Below are 17047 nucleotides of genomic sequence, written 5' to 3'. Positions count from 1 at the left end.
ATGCGCATGTTCAGATCGCTCCACATACCCCCCGAATGGGTCTGGCTGGAGAGCGTCGCCGTCGTCTCGGCGGCCGTCCTCGTCGCGCTGATCGCGCATTGGCTGACGATGCGGATCGGCGGCCACGCCCAGCGTCGCTCGACCGCCAAGACCGATGGCCTCGTCCTCGCCCGCGTCCGCCGCCCGTTGCGCGCGGTGTTCGTCTCCGTCGCCGTCGCGTTCGTCTCGCGGATCCTGCCGATGGACAACGATATCGAGGATCTGTGGAAACAGTTGCTCGGCTTCCTCGTTCCCGGGTTGCTCGGCTGGCTGGCGGTCGCAGCCCTCCGCGCGTTCCAGGACGTCATAGAAATTCGCGCCGACATCTCGGTCGAGGACAATCTCCGCGCCCGGCGGAAACGTACGCGCGCGGCGATCCTCGGGCGGATCGGGACGTTCTTCATCATCTTCGTCAGCGTCTGCCTGATGCTGCTGAGCGTCCCCGGCATCCGCTCGATCGGCGTCACGCTGATGGCGTCGGCGGGTATCGCCGGCCTCGTCGTCGGTGCCGCCGCACAGCCCGCGCTGAAGAACCTGATCGCGGGCGTGCAGATGGCGTTTACCGAGCCGATCCGGATCGACGACGTGCTGATCGTCGACGGCGAATGGGGGCGCGTCGAGCAGATCAACCTGACCTTCGTGGTCATCAAGATCTGGGACGAACGCCGCCTCGTCGTGCCGGTGTCGAAGTTCCTCGAACAAAGCTTCCAGAACTGGACGCGTGAGACCAGCCAGCTGATGGGGTCGGTGTTCTGGTATCTCGACCCGTCCGCGGACGTGCCGCGCCTGCGCGAGAAACTGGGCGAGATCGTCACGTCGAACCCGCGCTGGGACAAGCGGTTCTACAACCTCCAGGTGACCGACGTGAAGACGGACTGCATCGAGTTGCGCGGGCTGATGACCGCGAAAGATGCGGCGATCGCGTTCGATCTTCGCTGCGATGTCCGCGAGGCGTTGCTGAAGTATATCCGCGAGGAAATGCCTGAGGCTATCCCGAGAAACCGCCTACTGATGGCGCCGGACCCGGTGAGCCGCCCCTGACTTCCCCCCTCCCTGTAAGGGAGGGGGGCAAGAAGCCAGGCTCCCCCAATCCTAGGGGCCACGGAGTCAGGCCTCGACGTGCTCCGGCACCGCTTCCAGCGCAGTGATGAACAACTCGCACCACCACATCACGTCCTCCTTCCGGACGTTGTCGATCAGCTTCTCCCACCGCGCCTTGCGCTCGGCCAGCGGCATTTTCAGCGCCCGGTCGATCGCGTCCGACATCTCCTCGGGGCTGTACGGATTGACCAGCACCGCGTCCTTCAACTGCGTCGCCGCGCCCGCGAAGTGCGACAGCACCAGCACGCCCGGATCCTCAGGGTCCTGCGCCGCGACATATTCCTTCGCGACCAGGTTCATCCCGTCGCGCAACGGCGTCACCAACCCAACGCGCGCGGCGCGGTAGATTCCCGCCAGCACGTCGCGCGGGAAACCTTGGTTGACATAGCGGATCGGCGTCCAGTCGATGTCCGAATATTCGCCATTGATCCGTCCCGACATCGAATCGAGGTTCGCGCGAATCTCCTGGTAGGTATCGACCTTCTCACGCGAAGGCGGCGCGATCTGGAGCATGTAGACCAGGCCCCGCCGATCCGGGTGCGACCCCAGGAACCGCTCATAGCCAGCAAATCGCTCGGCGAGACCCTTCGAATAATCGAGCCGGTCGACCCCGACGATCAGGCTGCGGCCCGTCGCGGACATGTACATCCGCTCCTTGGCATGCCGTGCGGCATCGCTGTTCGCCGACTTCTCGAAGTCCGCGGTCTCGATCCCGATCGGTGTCGTGATCGCCTTGATCGTGCGGTCGCCGACCGTCACCCAGCCATCCTCGCCGACCACGCCGTCGAGCTGGCTCGTGACGTAATGGAGGAAGCTGTCGAGCCAGTCCTGCGTCTGGAACCCGATCACGTCGTACGCGAACATCGATTCGACCAGCGCACGGTGGCTCGGCAGCGACAGCAGCATCGCCATCGGCGGCCACGGGATGTGGAGGAAGAACCCGATCTTGTTCTCGACGCCGAGCTTGCGCAGTTCCTGGCCGAGCGGGACGTGATGATAGTCGTGGACCCACACCAGATCCTCCGGCTCGATCAACGGCAGCACCGTCTCCGCAAACCGCTTGTTCACGCGCGCGTAGCCGCTGGAGAAATCGCGCTCGAACTCGGTCAGGTCGATCCGGTAATGGAACAGCGGCCACAAGGTCCGGTTCGCATAGCCGTTATAATATTCGTCGAAATCCTGCTCTTCGAGGTCGATCGTCGCGGTGGTGACGCCCTTGCCCTGCTGGAAATTGATGTGCCCGGTGAAGGTCTCGGTGGTTGATCCCGACCAGCCGAACCACACCCCTCCCTTTTCGCGGAGTGCGGCAAGCAAAGCGACCGCAAGGCCGCCCTGGTTGCCCGAAGGCGCATCGACCGACTGGACGCGGTTCGAGATGACGACGAGGCGGCTCATCGGACGGCACTCCACGGCTTGCTGAGCAGGACCGCGCAGTTGATCAGCCCCACCAGCGAATAGGTTTGCGGATAATTGCCCCACAGCTCGCCGGTGTTCGGGTCGATATCCTCCGACAGCAGCCCGGCCGGCGTCCGCCGCGCGACCATCTCGCAGAACAGCGCGCGTGCGTCGGCGGTGCGGCCGGTCGCGTGCAGTGCCTCGATCAGCCAGAAGGTGCAGACGTTGAACGCGGTGTGCGGCAGGCCGAAATCGTCCTCGGTCGCATAGCGCAGCATGTGGCTCCCGCGCCGCAGCCCTTCCTCGACCGCCTTTAGCGTCGACTGGAACCGCGGATCGTCGGGCGCGAAGAAGCGCAGGTCGAGCAGCTGGATCAGGCTCGCGTCGAGATCGTCGCCACCGAACGTCGCCGAGATACGCTGCGTATCCTCGCGCCACGCCGACTGCTCGATCGTCGTGCGGATGGTGTTGGCGCGCTCCTCCCAGAACGTCCGGCGATCCTCGAGACCAAGCACCTCGGCGGCGTTCGCGAGCCGATCGCACGCCGCCCAGCACATCGCCGCCGAATAGGTGTGGACGTGCGCCTTGGTGCGCAATTCCCAAAGCCCCGCGTCGGGCTTGTCATAGGTTTCCCACGCACGGTCGCCGACCAGTTCGAGGCTCTTGAAATCCTCCTCGCTCGACATCCGGAACAGCCGCTTGTCGAAGAACGCCTGGACGTCGGACAGGATGATCTGGCCGTACGCGTCGTGCTGGATCTGCTCGTACGCCTGGTTGCCGACGCGCACCGGACCCATGCCGCGATAGCCGGGCAGGTCGCTCTCGATCCGCTCGATCAACGTCGCCTCGCCGCCGACGCCGTAGAGCGGCTGGACATGCCCGCCCTTCGACGCATCGACGATGTTGCGCAGATATTCGAGATACCCTTCGAGCACGTCGAGCGCACCCAGCCGGTTGAGCGCCTGCACGGTGTAATAGGCGTCGCGGATCCAGCAGTAGCGATAGTCCCAGTTGCGCTCCGACCCCTCGTGCTCGGGGATCGAGGTGGTGAGCGCGGCAACGATCGCGCCGGTCTCCTCGTGCTGGCACAGCTTCAGCGTGATCGCGGCGCGGATGACGACATCCTGCCACTCGACCGGCGTCGCCAGCCCGCGCACCCAGTGGCGCCACTCGTCCTTGGTCCGCGAAAGCATCGCTTCCGCCGCCTCGTGCAGCACGCCCGCGAAGCTCTCGTCGGGGCCGAGGAACAGGTGCATCTGGCGTTCGAGCCGGAACCAGTTCTCGCCGACGATATGCCCGACCGGCGCATCGGTGGTCAGCCGCAGCGTCTGGTCGTCCATCAGAAAGCGGATGTGGTTCGAGCCCTGCGTGTGCTCGGTCGGCTTCCCCCAGTTCGTCGCGACCCGCATCCGAACGCGAATGCGCGGCGAGCCCGCGACCGGCTTGACGATCCGGACGAAGCTGGTCGGGCGATAGGTCCGCCCCTCGCGCACGAAGCGCGGGCAGAAATCGATCACCTCGACCGCGTTGCCCGCTTCGTCCTCGTGCCGCGTCACCAGGATCGGCGTGTTGCGGATATAGGCCTGCGTGGTTTTCGCACCGCCCTCCAGTTCGATCGCCCAGAACCCGGTCTTGGGCGCATCGCCGCCGAGCAGCGCGCAGAACGCCGGGTCGCCGTCGACGCGGGGCACGCAGCCCCAGACGAACGTGCCGGTCTTGTCGATCAACGCGGAGACCTGGCAATTGCCGATCGGCCACAGGTTCATGTCGGCTTTTTGGGTAGGTGCGGTCATCGTGTTTCCAACATGGGTGTTTCCAATATGGCAGCAATCCAGTCGCGAAGTGCGGCAACGTCGTTCAGGCGGTAGGTGGCGGCGGTAGGCCGTTGCTCACCGATCAGCACGCCCGCCCCGCCAAGGTGGCGCGCGGCTTCGAATCCGTCCTCGTCGGTCACGTCGTCGCCAAAGAAATACGGCACGCTGCCCACCATTGCCGGGGCATCGATCAGTTTGCGGAGCGCGGCGCCCTTGTCACCGGGGGTGCGTAATTCGACCATCATCTTCCCGCGCTGGAGGGTGAGGCCGTGCGTGACGGCGAGGTCCTCGGCGAGGCGGACCGCGGCGGGTTCGAAGTCCGGCGCCATCCGGTAGTGCAATCCGGCGCCAAGGCTCTTGGCTTCATAGACGAGCCCGTTGGCGTCGGCGAAGTGGCGGAACGCGTCGGCGGCGGCTTCGAGCGAGGCGGGGCGCTCGGCGGCGACATGGCCGTCGTCGGGCGTGCGCGTCTCCGCCCCGTGGCTGCCCGCGACCGCGAACAGGTGTGCGTGGCGCCCGAGCATCGCGTCGAGTTGCGCGATCGAGCGCCCGCTGATGATCGCGACGCGACCGGGGAAACGCTCGGCAAGCGTATCGAGCGTGTCGAGTAGCATCTGGCTCACCACAACTGCATCCGGCGTGGCGGCAAGGTCGACGAGCGTCCCGTCGAAATCGAAGAACAGGCTCACGGCGTCGGGCACGGCAAGGGGCGGCGCGAGGACATCAGTCGCGGGCTGGCGTTCGGCTAGCATCATCCCTGAACCCCTAGCGCCACCGCTCCGTTCCGCTGCACTGCAAAATTGGAACGGGTGCGGTTCGAATTTCGGGGTGGGGAGAGAAGTGATTGGCGAGCGCGACCGTCCCTCACTGTTCTCCCGCGAACGCGGGAGCCCAGGACCAAGCAGCGCAGCGCCGGTAACCCTGGCCCCCCGCCTCCGCGGGGGAACAATAAGGGGAGAAGCAGGCATGAACGCTCTAACGTGGCACAATTTCACCACTCACATCGCCGCACCCACCACCACCCCGGCGAAGGCCGGGGCCCACTAGGGAAGGCAGTTGTAATAGCCCACGGGCATTCATGAGCCCGGTCCGCCCAATTGGGCCCCGGCCTCCGCCGGGGTGGTGTAGATACGAGACCTCTCTTCGTCATGCCGGGCCCGTTCCGGCATCCACCGTTCCGCACTCCCAGCACCTCAAGAGAATGCGGCCCGGTGGACCCCGGAACAAGTCCGGGGTGACGGAAGGCCAGCAAACCTTGTTTCCCCGCGAAGGCGGGGACCCAGACTGGACTCCTGCCTTCGCGGGAGAACAAGTAGCAGGGGGTGGCCCACGTTAAACAGCGTATGCACGTGCCATCAGGATAGCGGCCGAGCAAGTCAGTGCAGACGGCGCCAGTTGAAGCCACCACCCCCCTCCAATCCACCCCACCTGCGACACCTCGCGACACAAAACCGCTGGACTAGCCCCAGCCGCTTGGTCATGCCTGCCGCCCATGTCCCGCGTCCGCGCCCTTCTCATCGCACCCGTCTCCGCGGCCGTCCTGCTAGCCGGCTGCACCGTCGGCCCGGACTACCACCCCAAGGCCGCCGCAGAGCTGGGCGTCCCCGACGCATACTCGGTCACCCCCGAAACCAAGCCCGAAGACCTCACCCGCTGGTGGCAGAAGTTCGACGACCCCGTCCTCGGCCAGCTCGTCGAGCAGGCCGCCGCCGCCAACCTCGACCTCGCGCAGTCCGTCGCCCGCCTCCGCCAGGCCCGCGAAAGCCTGCTCCAGAACCGCGCGTCGCTGCTCCCGACGGTCAACGGCTCGGCCGGGTACCAGCGCAACGAGAACGTCCGCGGCGGCGGCCGGTCGTTCACGCTGCCCGACGGCACCGTCATCGATACCGGCGGCGGCGGCGCTAACAGCTTCACGGTAGGCGCCAGCGCCAGCTATCAGGTCGGCGTCTTCGGCGAGATCCGCCGCACCGTCGAGGCCAGCCGCGCGGATTACGCCGCGTCCGGCTACGACTACGCCACCGTGCTTATTTCCGTCGAAAGCGAGGTCGCGCGCAACTACGTCCTCGCGCGCTCGTACCAGCAGCAGCTCGCCAACGCCCGCGCCTCGCTCGCGATCCAGGACGACAATCTGGAGATCGCCGGCTTCCGCGTGCAGGCGGGGCTCGTCTCCAGCGTCGACGCCGAACAGGCCCGCGCCCAGCGCGCGCAGACCGCGGCGACGATCCCGAGCCTCGATCAGCAATACGCCGCCGCCGTCGCGCGGATCGGCGTGCTGACCGGCCAAGCCCCCGGCGCGCTCCGGGCGATGATGGCGCCCGTGAAGGCGATCCCGACCGGCCCCGCCGCGGTGGGCGTCGGCATCCCCGGCGATACGTTGCGCCAGCGCCCCGACATCCGCTCGGCCGAACGCGCGCTCGCCGCGGCCACCGCGCGGATCGGCGTTGCCAAGGCGCAGCTCTATCCCGCGCTTGCGATCACCGGGAACCTGAACACCAACGCGACCTCGATCGGCAACATCGGCGACGCGATCACCGGCAGCCTCTTCGCCGGGCTGACGCAGGCGATCTTCAACCGCGGCCGTCTGCGCAGCCAGGTCCGCACCAGCGAAGCCGCCGCCGACGGCGCGCTCGCGCTCTACAAATCGACCGTCCTCACCGCGCTGGAGGATGTCGAGAACGCCGTCGTCGCGCTGCAGACCGCGCAGGAACGCGAGCGCCAGTTCGCGATCGCCCTCGACGCGTCGAACAATTCCGCGATCCTCAGCCGCAGCCAATACCGCACCGGCCTCACCGATTTCACCACGCTCAACCAGCAGGAAACCGCGCTCCTGTCCGCACGCAACGGCGCCACGCAGGCGCGCGCCGATGCGGCAACCGCGTTGATCGCACTCTATGCCGCACTCGGCGGCGGCTGGGACTCCACCGTGATCCCGCAAGCGCCCATATCCAATCCAGAGGCACGCTGATGGCCGACGCATCGATCGACGACTTCCTCGGCGTAAAGCCGCAGGCTCCCTGGAAACGCTACGTAAAGTGGGTCCTGATCGCGGTCGGCGTGGTCCTGCTGTGCCTGCTGCTCGCGAAGTGCTTCGGCGCGAAAGAGCAGACGCAATATTCGACACAGGCCGCGCAGCGCGGCAACCTGACCGTCAGCGTCTCGGCAACCGGCAAGCTCGCCCCGACCACGCAGGTCACCGTCGGTTCGCAGCTGTCGGGCCTCGTCACCAAGGTCGTCGTCGACGTCAACGACCGCGTCACCGCAGGCCAGCCGCTCGCGCTGATCGACCCCGAACAGCTCGACGACCAGATCCGCCAGACCAGCGCACAGCTCGCGGCGAACCAGGCGCAGGTCGCGCAGGCACAGGCCACCGTCGCAGAATCGCGCGCGCAGCTGAACCGCCTCGAAGAGGTCTCGCGCCTCTCGGGTGGTCGCGTACCGTCGAAGACCGAACTCCAGACCGGCCGCGCCGACTACGCCCGCGCCGTCGCGGCACAGAAGGTCGCCGAAGCCAACGTCGTCGCCAGCCGCGCGCTCCTCGCGCAGAACCAGACGCAGCGCGCGCGCGCGATCATCCGCTCGCCGGTGACGGGGGTGGTGCTCGCGCGCCAGATCGATCCGGGCCAGACCGTCGCCTCGTCGTTCAACACGCCGACGCTGTTCGTGATCGCCGAAGACCTTACCAAGATGAAGCTGGAGGTCGCGATCGACGAAGCCGACGTCGGCGAGGTCAAGATCGGCCAGAAGGCCAGCTTCACCGTCGACGCGTTCCCCGGCCAGACCTTCCCCGCGACGATCAGCCGGGTCGATCTCGGCTCGAACCTGACGGTCAGCTCGGCCACCTCCTCGACCTCGACCACCGCGACCTCGACCACCGGGCAGGTCGTCTCGTACGCGGCCGACCTGACGGTGGGTAATCAGTCGCTGACGCTGCGTCCCGGCATGACCGCGACCGCGGACATCGTCACCTCGGACAAGCGCAACGTCCTGCTCGTCCCCAACGCCGCGTTGCGCTTCAAGCCGACCACGGCGTCCGGCGACGCAGGCGGCGGCATCGCCGGCTCGCTGACCTTCCGTCCGCGCCGTGGCGGCGGTGCGGAGCGCACCGCGACGGTCGCTCGCGGCGCGCAGCAGACGATCTACGTCAAGGGCGCGGACGGCACGCCGCAGCCGGTGCAGATCACCACCGGCGACACCAACGGCACGATGACCGAAGTCCTGTCGGGCAATCTCCAGCCCGGCGCGCAGGTCATCACCGGCCAGTTGGCGAGCGGCGGCGACGACGCCAAGCGTAGCGGGGGCGCACGTCGCTCAGGTGGCGCGAGCAAGGGTGGGGGCGGTGGCCAGTAACGCGCCGCTCACCGCCGAACCGCTCATCTCCCTGCGCGGCGTCACCAAGACGTACGGGCAGGGCGCGACGATGTTCCAGGCGCTCAAGGGCGTCGACCTCGACATCGCGGCCGGCGATTTCGTCGCGGTGATGGGGCCGTCGGGCTCGGGCAAATCGACGACGATGAACATCCTCGGCTGTCTCGACGTGCCGAGCGACGGCACCTTCCTGTTCCGCGGCCACCACGTCGAAACGCTCGACCGGGACCAGCGCGCGCTGCTGCGGCGAAAATATCTCGGCTTCGTGTTCCAGGGCTTCAACTTGCTCTCGCGCACGTCCGCGCTGGAGAATGTCGAACTCCCCTTGCTCTACCGCGGCGACGAAAAACGCGCGCGCCGGGATGCGGCGATGGCGAGCCTCGACACCGTCGGCTTGGCGGACTGGTGGGACCACACCCCCGCCGAACTGTCCGGCGGCCAGCAGCAACGAGTCGCGATCGCGCGCGCGCTGGTGACCAGCCCCGACGTGCTGCTCGCCGACGAACCGACCGGCAACCTCGACAGCGAACGCTCGATCGAGATCATGCAACTCCTCACGCGGTTGAACGCGGAAAAGAACATCACGGTCCTGATGGTCACCCACGAACCCGACATGGCCGCCTTCGCCAGGACGGTGGTCCACTTCAAGGACGGCCTGGTGGAACGCATCGAAAGCCAGCACCGCCAAGGCGAAAGCGTGGAATCGTGAGCGGCGTCCGCGAAGCATTCCCCTCCCGCTTGCGGGAGGGGTCAGGGGAGGGCGCGACGTACGTACTGGCGTCCGGTCTATTTGGTCAGCCCCTCCCCCGACCTCTCCCGCAAGCGGAAGGGGAGCAGCAAGACTACGCTCTCGATACCGGAGCGACGCGCTAATGTTCGGCACCACCCTCGTCCTCGCGCTTCGCTCGATCCGCCGCCACCTCCTGCGATCGTTCCTCACCATCCTCGGCATCGTCATCGGCGTCGGCGCGGTCGTGACGATGGTGACGCTAGGCAAGGCGACCACCGCCGCGGTGCAGCAGTCGATCTCCGCGCTCGGCACCAACATCCTGCAAGTCCGCCCTGGCCAGGGCTTCGGTCGCGGCGGTGGCGGCCCGCGTCCGCCCGACTTCAAGCCCGAGGACGTCGCCGCGATCGCCAACCAGATCGCCGGCGTCACCGCGGTCGCGCCGCAAGCCAGCGCCACCGCCACCGCGATCTACGAAGGCGCCAACTGGTCGACCACGATCAACGGCACCACCGACGCCATCTTCCAGGTCCAGCCATGGCCGCTCGCCTCGGGTCGCCGCTGGACGCCGGTCGAGGAAAGCGCCGGTGCCGCGGTCTGCATCATCGGCAATACCGTCTCGAAAAACCTGTTCCCCGGCGGCGATCCGGTCGGCCACCGCTTCCGTATCGGACCGATCAGCTGCGACGTGATCGGCGTGCTGACCACGCGCGGCCAGGCCGGGTTCGGCGGCGATCAGGACGACACCGTGGTCATGCCGATCAAGGCGGTCCAGCGGCGCTTCACCGGCAACCGCGATATCCGCCTGATGCTGGTCGGCGTCGACGAGCGCTTCTCCACCAGCACCGTGCAGGCCGGGATCACCGACCTGCTCCGCGAACGCCGCACCATCACCGGCGACAAGCCCGACGACTTCAACATCTTCGATACCAAGCAGATTTCGGACACGCTGACCGGCACCACGACCCTGCTCACCGGCATCGTCGCCGCGGTCGCCGGTATCAGCCTGGTCGTCGGCGGGATCGGCATCATGAACATCATGCTGGTGTCGGTGACCGAGCGCACGCGCGAGATTGGCATCCGCCTCGCCATCGGCGCGGTCGCGCGCGAGGTGTTGTTGCAGTTCCTCGTCGAGGCGATTGCGCTGTCGTGTCTCGGCGGCGTCATCGGCTTGATCGTCGCGCAGGCGGCGATCGCGATCATCGCGCCGCTGATCAAGGTTCAGTGGCTGTTCGTGCCAGAGATCAACATCTTCGCGTTCGCGATCTCCGCGGTGATCGGCGTGGTCTTCGGTTATTTCCCGGCCAGGCGCGCGGCGGCTATGAACCCTATCGACGCGTTAAGGCACGAGTGATCGCCGCCTTGGGATCGTGGACCAGCGCCTGCAGCCGGTCCAGATCCTCGGGCGTGTCGATATCGATCAGTTCGGCAGGCGCCGTCACGACATGCCGCCCCGCCTTCACCAGGTCACGCGCGCCCGCATCGCCGTCCAGCGTCAGCAGGAAATCGAACCGCTCGCGCCCGAACAGGGCAGGGGGACTCGGCTTCTCGCCATCGCTCGACGCGACCACCGCGTCCGCGCTGTCGGCGGCATCGAGCATCCGGTAGATATGCGCCGCGGTCACGCGCGGCATGTCCGCCAGCGCGATCAGCACTGCCTCCGCGCCCTCGTCCTTCGCGCACTGGACGCCCAATTTCACCGACTGCGACATGCCCGACGACGGATCGTCGTTATGCACGACCTCGAAATGATGGCTGATGAAGTCGAGCTTGCAGCCGTCGGTCACCACCAGCCGGCGCTTGAACGGAATGTTCTCGAAGGCCGTGACGACGTGCATCCCGAGCGGCTTGTTGAGGAACGGCACCTCCAGCTTGTTGGGGATGCCGAACCGCTCCGAACGCCCGGCCGCGAGGAGGATGAGGAAGACGTTTTCAGCGGCGATCATTGAACGCTCCTATCATCGCCGCCGCGACCGACAGCGCGATTTCCGATGGTCCGATCGCGCCGATATCGAGCCCGACTGGCGCATCGATCCGGTCGATGTTCTCCGCCGTAACGCCCTCCGAAGCAAGCCGCTCGCGCCGCGCCGCATGGCTCTTGCGGCTGCCGAGCGCGCCGACATACGCGGCATCCGACGCGAGCGCGGCGATCAGCGCAGGGTCGTCGATCTTGATGTCGTGGCTCAGCGTCACGACCGCGGTCGACGGACCGGGGCGGAGCGCGGCGATCGCCTCGTCGGGCCAGCGATCGTCGAGCGTCACGCCCGGAAACCGCTCCTCGGTCAGGAAGCGCGCGCGGGGATCGATCACCACCGTCTCGATCCCGAGTTCGCGTGCCAGCCCCGCCAGAGCCTGCGCGATCTGCACCGCGCCGACGATCAGCAGCCGGCGCGGCGGATCGTAGCGGTTGACGAACACCTCGCCCGTCTCCAGCGGCCGCGCGTCGCTGTGCCCGGTGGTGAGGTCGGTCGTCACGGTCAGCGCATCGCCCTGGTCGCGCGCATCGGCGATCCGGTCGAACAGCTCGGGATCGAACCCCTCGGCGGACACCGGCTGCACCATCACCGCGATCTCGCCGCCACACGGCAGCCCGACTTCCCACGCCGCCGCATCCGCCACGCCGTAGTTGCGCACCTGAAACGGCGCCCCGGCGATCACCTCGGCAGCGGTGGCGAGGATGTCGCTCTCGACGCATCCGCCGGACACCGAACCCTCGAACCGCCCATCGGCATGGACGAGCATGTGGCTGCCCTTGGGCCGCGGCGCGGATCCCCAGGTCGAGACGACCGTGGCGATCGCCATCTTCTCGCCCTTCCAAGTCTTCGCAGCAGCGAGCACGCTATCGTTTTCGGCCATGTTGTCTCTCTTCTCGTTCTCCCGCGAAGGCGGGAGCCCAGGAGCCACGAACGCTCCGTTTGGTATCCTGGCCCCCCGCCTGCGCGGGGGAACAGCTCTTAAATGGAGGGTAGTCCTGCCAGCAGCTTGTCGAGCGTCACCGGAAAGTTCCGAACCCTCACCCCCGTCGCGTTGTAGATGGCGTTCGCCACCGCAGCCCCCGCGCCGGAAATCCCGAGCTCCCCAACGCCCTTCGCCCCAACCGGGTTCGCGGAGTCGTCGATCTCCTCAATGAAATGCACTTCGAGTTGCGGAATGTCGGCATTCACCGCGACATGATATTCGCCGAAATCGGGGTTCACGAACGCTCCGGTCCGCGTGTCCACCACGCCCTCCTCGCTCAGCGCATAGGCGATCCCCCATGCCATCCCGCCGGTGATCTGGCTCGTCGCCGTCTTGCGATTGAGCACGCGCCCGACATCGAACACGCCCAGCATCCGCCGCACGCGCGTCTCGCCCGTCACCGCGTTCACCGCGACCTCGACGAAGTGCGCGCCGTGGCTCGCCTGGCTGGTGCGCTTGCTCTCGGCACCCGGCCCGGTCTTACCCATCGCCACGATCGGCTCACCGCGGACCAGATCGGCCAGCTTCACCGACCGTCCGCCAGCGCTCACACAGCCGTCGTGCAGGCTCAGGTCCTCGGGCGCGGCGTTCATACGCAACGCCAGTTCGCCAAGGATATCCTCGCACGCCAGCACCACCGCCGAACACGCGCTGCCAGCACCGAACGACCCGCCCGACCCAGCGCTCGGCGGGAGGTCGGTATCGCCCAGCCGCACGTTCACCTCGGCGACCGGCAACCCGAGCATCTCGCCCGCGGTCTGCGCGAGGATGGTGTACGTCCCCGTGCCGATATCGGTCATGTCGCACTCGACCGTCGCCCGGCCGTCCACCTCCAGCCGCACACGCGCCTGCGCCTCGACCGTGAAGTTACCGCGCAGGCTCGCCGCCATGCCGATCCCCACCAGCCACTCGCCCTCGCGCACCGATCCCGGCGCAGGCACGCTCGCAGGCCAGCCGAACCGCTCGGCGCCTTGCGTATAGCAATCGAGCATCCGCCGCGTGGAGAACGGCTTGCCGCTCACCGGATCGGTCTCGGGCTCGTTGCGCCGCCGCAGCTCGATCGGATTGATCCCGAGCTGCTCGGCCAGTTCGTCCATCGCGCACTCGACCCCGAACGTGCCGACCGCCTCGCCCGGTGCGCGCACCGCGCCACTTGCGGGCAGATCGACACGCACGAGGTCGGTCTTGAACCGCCGCGCGTCGCCCCGGTACAGCGGCAGCGTCCCGAACGGCACCGGCTCGAGAAACTCGCCATCGTCGTTCTGCGCGACGACGCTCTCATGCCCCATGCCGAGGATCACGCCGTGCTCGTCGGCAGCAATCCGGATCCGCTGCGTCGTATGCGAGCGATGATGCACCATATACGCGGTCTGGCGGCGGGGCAGCGCGACCTTCACCGGCCGCCCGACGACCTCCGCCGCGATCGCCGCGAGGATCGCCTCGGGACCGACACCAGTCTTGCCGCCGAACCCGCCGCCGACATACGGCGAGAGCACGCGCACCTTGTCCGCATCGATCTTCAGCGCCTTCGCGATCGTCTTGCGCGCGCCGCCAATCACCTGGTTGCTCGACCGCACGATCAGCTTGTCGCCCTCCCACCATGCGGTGGTCGCATGCGGCTCCAGCGCGGCGGGGAAATGCACGGGCGTCGTGTAGGTCCGGTCGAACGTCACCGCCGCGTCCGCCATCACCGCGTCGAGATCGCCCTTGTCGATCGGCGGCAGGAAGCCGATCTTCGGCGCGGTATCGACCGGCTGCGTCTCGACGTCGAACCGATCCTCGCCCGCTTCGGTGCGAACCATGACCAGCGCGGCGGCATCGCGCGCGATCGCCTGGTCCTCGGCGACGACGATCGCGACCGGCTGGCCGAGGTGGAGAATGACGTCGGTATCGAACAGCGGCATCGCCCGCGAGTTGGACTCGCCGGCCGGCATCCGCGGATCGTTGTGAATGACGGCAATGACGCCGGGCAACGCCTCGGCGGCGCTTACGCCAATGCCAAGAATGCGCCCGCTGCCCACCGGCGTGCCGACGATCGCGGCATAGGCGATGCGATCGGGCGTGCCCTCATACGCATAGTCCGCCAAGCCGGTGACCTTCGCCGGCCCCTCGATCCGGTCGAGTCCAAGCCCGAGAACGCCCTGCTTGGCGCGGTCGAGACCCCTCGGACGAAACGCCGCATCCATCACGTGTTCGTTCATTCTGCGGTCCTCGGGTGGAGCGAAGCATATGGGTAGGGCGGGGGCGTTTGACGAGGGTTGGGAATGAGACGCCCTCCACCTCGCCGCCACCCCGGCGAAGGCCGGGGCCCAGTTGGAAAGGTCTTGATAACGGAGGACGATCCTTCGTTATCTTCGTCCCCCAACTGGGCCCCGGCCTTCGCCGGGGTGGTACCTGTTTATGGTATCGTCAGCCCTCAAACAGCCGGCAACTGATCCAGCAGCTTATCCAGCGTAATCGGGAACTCGCGCACCCTAATCCCCGTCGCGTTATAAACCGCGTTCGCCACCGCAGCACCGGCACCCGAGATCCCCAGCTCGCCGATCCCCTTCGCGTGGATCGGGTTCGCATGGATATCGCGCTCGTCGACGAAGTGGACGTCCATCTGCGGAATGTCGGCGTTCACCGGCACATGATATTCCGCCAGATCGTGGTTCACCAGCTTGCCGGTACGCAGGTCGTGGATCAAATCCTCGGTCAGCGCCGCGCCAATCCCGAACGTCATCCCGCCAAGGCATTGCGAGCGCGCCGTCTTCGCGTTCAGCACGCGCCCCGCCGCGAACGATCCGAGCATCCGCCGCACGCGTACTTCACCAGTCACGGCGTTCACCGCGACCTCGGCGAAATGCGCGCCGAACGACGCCTGGGTCGTTTCCTTCTCCTGCTTGCCCGGCTTTATGTGTCCGGTCGCATCGAGACCCTTGCCGACCAGCTCGCCGATCGGTGTGGAGCGATTGTCACCGATCGCATTGCCGTCCTTCAGCGTCAGGTCGTTTTCATCAACGTCCATAGCCTTGGCCAGCTTCCCGCGCAGCATCTCGCACGCGAGATACACCGCCGTCCCCGAAGACGTCGCGCCCCACGAACCGCCCGAACCAGCCGCCGGAGGATCGTTGGTATCGCCCAGCGACATCGTGATGTTCTCGACCGGAATACCCAGGATCTCGGACGCGATCTGCGCCAGGATCGTGTAGCTGCCCGTGCCGATATCGGTCATCGCCGACGACACCGTCGCCGAGCCATCCGGATGAATCTCCACCTTGGCGGACGATTCCTGCATCATGTTCCCGCGCACTGCCGCAGCGACGCCCGTCCCGATCAGCCACTCGCCCTCGCGCCGCGTCCCGGCCTTCTGGCGCTTGTCCCAGCCGAACTTGGCCGCGCCCTCGTCGAGCGCACGCGTCAGATTGCGCGACGAATAGGGTACGTCCCTCTCGGGATCGACCGCCGGGTCGTTGATCCGGCGCAGTTCGATCGGATTCATGTCGAGCTTCTCGGCCAGCTCGTCCATCGCGCCTTCCAGCGCCATCATGCCGACGGCCTCACCCGGCGCGCGCATAGAGCCCGACACGACGAAATTCACATCGACGATGTCGTGCGTGATGATCCGGTTCTCGCCACCGTACAGCATGTGCGTGCCGATACCCGCTGGCTCGAAATAATCCTCGGTCGACTGGTTCGAGGTGAGCGTCTCGTGACCGATCGCGCTCAGCTTGCCGGTGGCATCGGCCGCAAGCCGGATGCGCTGCTCGGTATTCGAGCGGCGGACGGTTGCCTCGAACACCTGCTGGCGTGCCATCACCGCCTTGACCGGACGGCCAAGCTGTTTCGCCGCGATCGCTGCTGCAACGCTCTCAGGCGCGATGCCGAGTTTCGATCCGAACCCGCCGCCGATATAGCGCGCGATGATCCGCACCTTCTTCTCGGACACGCCGAGCGACTTCGCCAGTTGCTGCGCATCCGACGTCGGCATCTGATAGGCGCCGTACAGCGCCAGCGAGCCATCCTCTTCCCACACCGCGATCGAGGCATGCGGCTCCATCGCCGCGGAGTTCTGGCTCGGCGTGACGTATGTGACGTCGACCGTCACCGGCGCGGCGTCCATCGCCTTGTCGACGTCGCCCTGCGCGAAATGCGCCTGCGTGGCATCGTCGGCCGGCTTGCGGGTCTCGTCACGATGCGCGGCGAAGTCGTACTGCCCCTCGCTCGCCTGATACTCGATCGGCAACCGGGCCGCCGCGTCCCGTGCGACTTCGAAGCTCTCGGCGAGCACGATCGCGACGATCTGGCCGAAGAACGCGATGTCCTTCACGCCCTGCGTCGGCGCATCGGTCGCACCGCCCTGTGCCGCAACGCGGATGAACCGATCGAAATCGGTCACGACGTCGATCACGCCGGGAATGCTCTTCACCGCATCCACGTCGATCGAAACGACCTTGCCCGCCGAAATCTTCGTGCCGACGAGAACCCCGAACGCCATGTTGGCGAACTGGTATTCCGCGGCATAAGTTGCCGTTCCGGTGACCTTCAGCGGACCGTCGATCCGGTCGAGCGGCTTGCCGATGACGCCCTGGACGCCCGTATCCAGAAGACTGTCCGGATGCGGCTTGTCCATCGTCAAGCTATTCGTAGTGCCAAGACCAAACAT

12 protein-coding genes are annotated in these 17047 nt (G+C 67.0%); 5 read left to right on the top strand and 7 right to left on the bottom strand.

Annotated features, from left to right (window positions below):
* The first annotated feature begins 6 nt into the window (after positions 1-6).
* Positions 7-1080 carry a mechanosensitive ion channel family protein gene (locus ASE82_RS07095; RefSeq protein ID WP_200910682.1) on the top strand — a complete coding sequence of 358 codons (1074 nt, stop codon included), beginning with the start codon at positions 7-9 and terminating at the stop codon, positions 1078-1080.
* A gap of 66 nt (positions 1081-1146) precedes the next feature.
* Here the strand turns inward: ASE82_RS07095 and ASE82_RS07090 are convergent, their stop codons facing one another.
* The 3 genes from ASE82_RS07090 to otsB are packed head-to-tail and all read right to left on the bottom strand — an operon-like array spanning position 1147 to position 5104.
* The gene (locus tag ASE82_RS07090) at positions 1147-2535 is read right to left on the bottom strand and encodes an alpha,alpha-trehalose-phosphate synthase (UDP-forming) (protein WP_056060743.1); all 1389 of its coding nucleotides are present in this window, start codon (positions 2533-2535) and stop codon (positions 1147-1149) included.
* On the bottom strand, positions 2532-4328 hold the full coding sequence (locus tag ASE82_RS07085; RefSeq protein WP_056060739.1) for a glycoside hydrolase family 15 protein: 1797 nt from the start codon (positions 4326-4328) through the stop codon (positions 2532-2534). The genes ASE82_RS07090 and ASE82_RS07085 overlap by 4 nt, the downstream gene beginning before the upstream one ends.
* Positions 4325-5104: a trehalose-phosphatase gene (otsB, locus tag ASE82_RS07080; protein WP_082441360.1), complete on the bottom strand. Its 780-nt coding sequence runs from the start codon at positions 5102-5104 to the stop codon at positions 4325-4327. The genes ASE82_RS07085 and otsB overlap by 4 nt, the downstream gene beginning before the upstream one ends.
* Positions 5105-5841: 737 nt before the next feature.
* Here otsB and ASE82_RS07075 point away from each other — a divergent pair.
* The 4 genes from ASE82_RS07075 (at position 5842) to ASE82_RS07060 (ending at position 10795) form a co-directional block, all read left to right on the top strand.
* Positions 5842-7314, top strand: coding sequence for an efflux transporter outer membrane subunit (locus tag ASE82_RS07075; protein WP_056060736.1), 1473 nt, complete (start codon positions 5842-5844; stop codon positions 7312-7314).
* Complete coding sequence (locus ASE82_RS07070; protein WP_056060733.1) at positions 7314-8696, top strand: efflux RND transporter periplasmic adaptor subunit; 1383 nt, start codon at positions 7314-7316, stop codon at positions 8694-8696. The genes ASE82_RS07075 and ASE82_RS07070 overlap by 1 nt, the downstream gene beginning before the upstream one ends.
* A 70-nt stretch (positions 8697-8766) precedes the next feature.
* Positions 8767-9423, top strand: coding sequence for an ABC transporter ATP-binding protein (locus ASE82_RS07065; protein ID WP_082441397.1), 657 nt, complete (start codon positions 8767-8769; stop codon positions 9421-9423).
* Positions 9424-9586: 163 nt separating this feature from the next.
* Positions 9587-10795 carry an ABC transporter permease gene (locus ASE82_RS07060; RefSeq protein ID WP_056060727.1) on the top strand — a complete coding sequence of 403 codons (1209 nt, stop codon included), beginning with the start codon at positions 9587-9589 and terminating at the stop codon, positions 10793-10795.
* Here the strand turns inward: ASE82_RS07060 and ASE82_RS07055 are convergent.
* The 4 genes from ASE82_RS07055 to ASE82_RS07040 all read right to left on the bottom strand — a co-directional run bounded on the left by ASE82_RS07055 (position 10770) and on the right by ASE82_RS07040 (position 17047).
* Positions 10770-11387: a nucleotidyltransferase family protein gene (locus ASE82_RS07055; protein WP_056060724.1), complete on the bottom strand. Its 618-nt coding sequence runs from the start codon at positions 11385-11387 to the stop codon at positions 10770-10772. The two genes, ASE82_RS07060 and ASE82_RS07055, sit on opposite strands and share 26 nt — an antisense overlap.
* Positions 11374-12297, bottom strand: coding sequence for an XdhC family protein (locus ASE82_RS07050; protein WP_056060721.1), 924 nt, complete (start codon positions 12295-12297; stop codon positions 11374-11376). The genes ASE82_RS07055 and ASE82_RS07050 overlap by 14 nt, the downstream gene beginning before the upstream one ends.
* Positions 12298-12395: 98 nt before the next feature.
* Positions 12396-14600 carry a xanthine dehydrogenase family protein molybdopterin-binding subunit gene (locus ASE82_RS07045; RefSeq protein ID WP_056060718.1) on the bottom strand — a complete coding sequence of 735 codons (2205 nt, stop codon included), beginning with the start codon at positions 14598-14600 and terminating at the stop codon, positions 12396-12398.
* Positions 14601-14815: 215 nt separating this feature from the next.
* Entirely contained in the window at positions 14816-17047 is a 2232-nt protein-coding gene (locus tag ASE82_RS07040) for a xanthine dehydrogenase family protein molybdopterin-binding subunit (RefSeq protein ID WP_056060715.1), read from the bottom strand.

It is taken from the genome of Sphingomonas sp. Leaf230, assembly GCF_001421745.1.
Taxonomy (GTDB): domain Bacteria; phylum Pseudomonadota; class Alphaproteobacteria; order Sphingomonadales; family Sphingomonadaceae; genus Sphingomonas.
Note: the sequence above shows the minus strand (reverse complement) of the source record. Positions and strands in the feature narration are given on the sequence as shown.

What these genes read in the sequence shown, in the direction of transcription:
- ASE82_RS07095 (WP_200910682.1), top strand. Translation starts at nt 7, where the DNA reads ATGTTCAGATCGCTCCACATACCCCCCGAATGGGTCTGGCTGGAGAGC.
- ASE82_RS07090 (WP_056060743.1), bottom strand. Translation starts at nt 2,535, where the DNA reads ATGAGCCGCCTCGTCGTCATCTCGAACCGCGTCCAGTCGGTCGATGCG.
- ASE82_RS07085 (WP_056060739.1), bottom strand. Translation starts at nt 4,328, where the DNA reads ATGACCGCACCTACCCAAAAAGCCGACATGAACCTGTGGCCGATCGGC.
- otsB (WP_082441360.1), bottom strand. Translation starts at nt 5,104, where the DNA reads ATGATGCTAGCCGAACGCCAGCCCGCGACTGATGTCCTCGCGCCGCCC.
- ASE82_RS07075 (WP_056060736.1), top strand. Translation starts at nt 5,842, where the DNA reads ATGTCCCGCGTCCGCGCCCTTCTCATCGCACCCGTCTCCGCGGCCGTC.
- ASE82_RS07070 (WP_056060733.1), top strand. Translation starts at nt 7,314, where the DNA reads ATGGCCGACGCATCGATCGACGACTTCCTCGGCGTAAAGCCGCAGGCT.
- ASE82_RS07065 (WP_082441397.1), top strand. Translation starts at nt 8,767, where the DNA reads ATGTTCCAGGCGCTCAAGGGCGTCGACCTCGACATCGCGGCCGGCGAT.
- ASE82_RS07060 (WP_056060727.1), top strand. Translation starts at nt 9,587, where the DNA reads ATGTTCGGCACCACCCTCGTCCTCGCGCTTCGCTCGATCCGCCGCCAC.
- ASE82_RS07055 (WP_056060724.1), bottom strand. Translation starts at nt 11,387, where the DNA reads ATGATCGCCGCTGAAAACGTCTTCCTCATCCTCCTCGCGGCCGGGCGT.
- ASE82_RS07050 (WP_056060721.1), bottom strand. Translation starts at nt 12,297, where the DNA reads ATGGCCGAAAACGATAGCGTGCTCGCTGCTGCGAAGACTTGGAAGGGC.
- ASE82_RS07045 (WP_056060718.1), bottom strand. Translation starts at nt 14,600, where the DNA reads ATGAACGAACACGTGATGGATGCGGCGTTTCGTCCGAGGGGTCTCGAC.
- ASE82_RS07040 (WP_056060715.1), bottom strand. Translation starts at nt 17,047, where the DNA reads ATGTTTGGTCTTGGCACTACGAATAGCTTGACGATGGACAAGCCGCAT.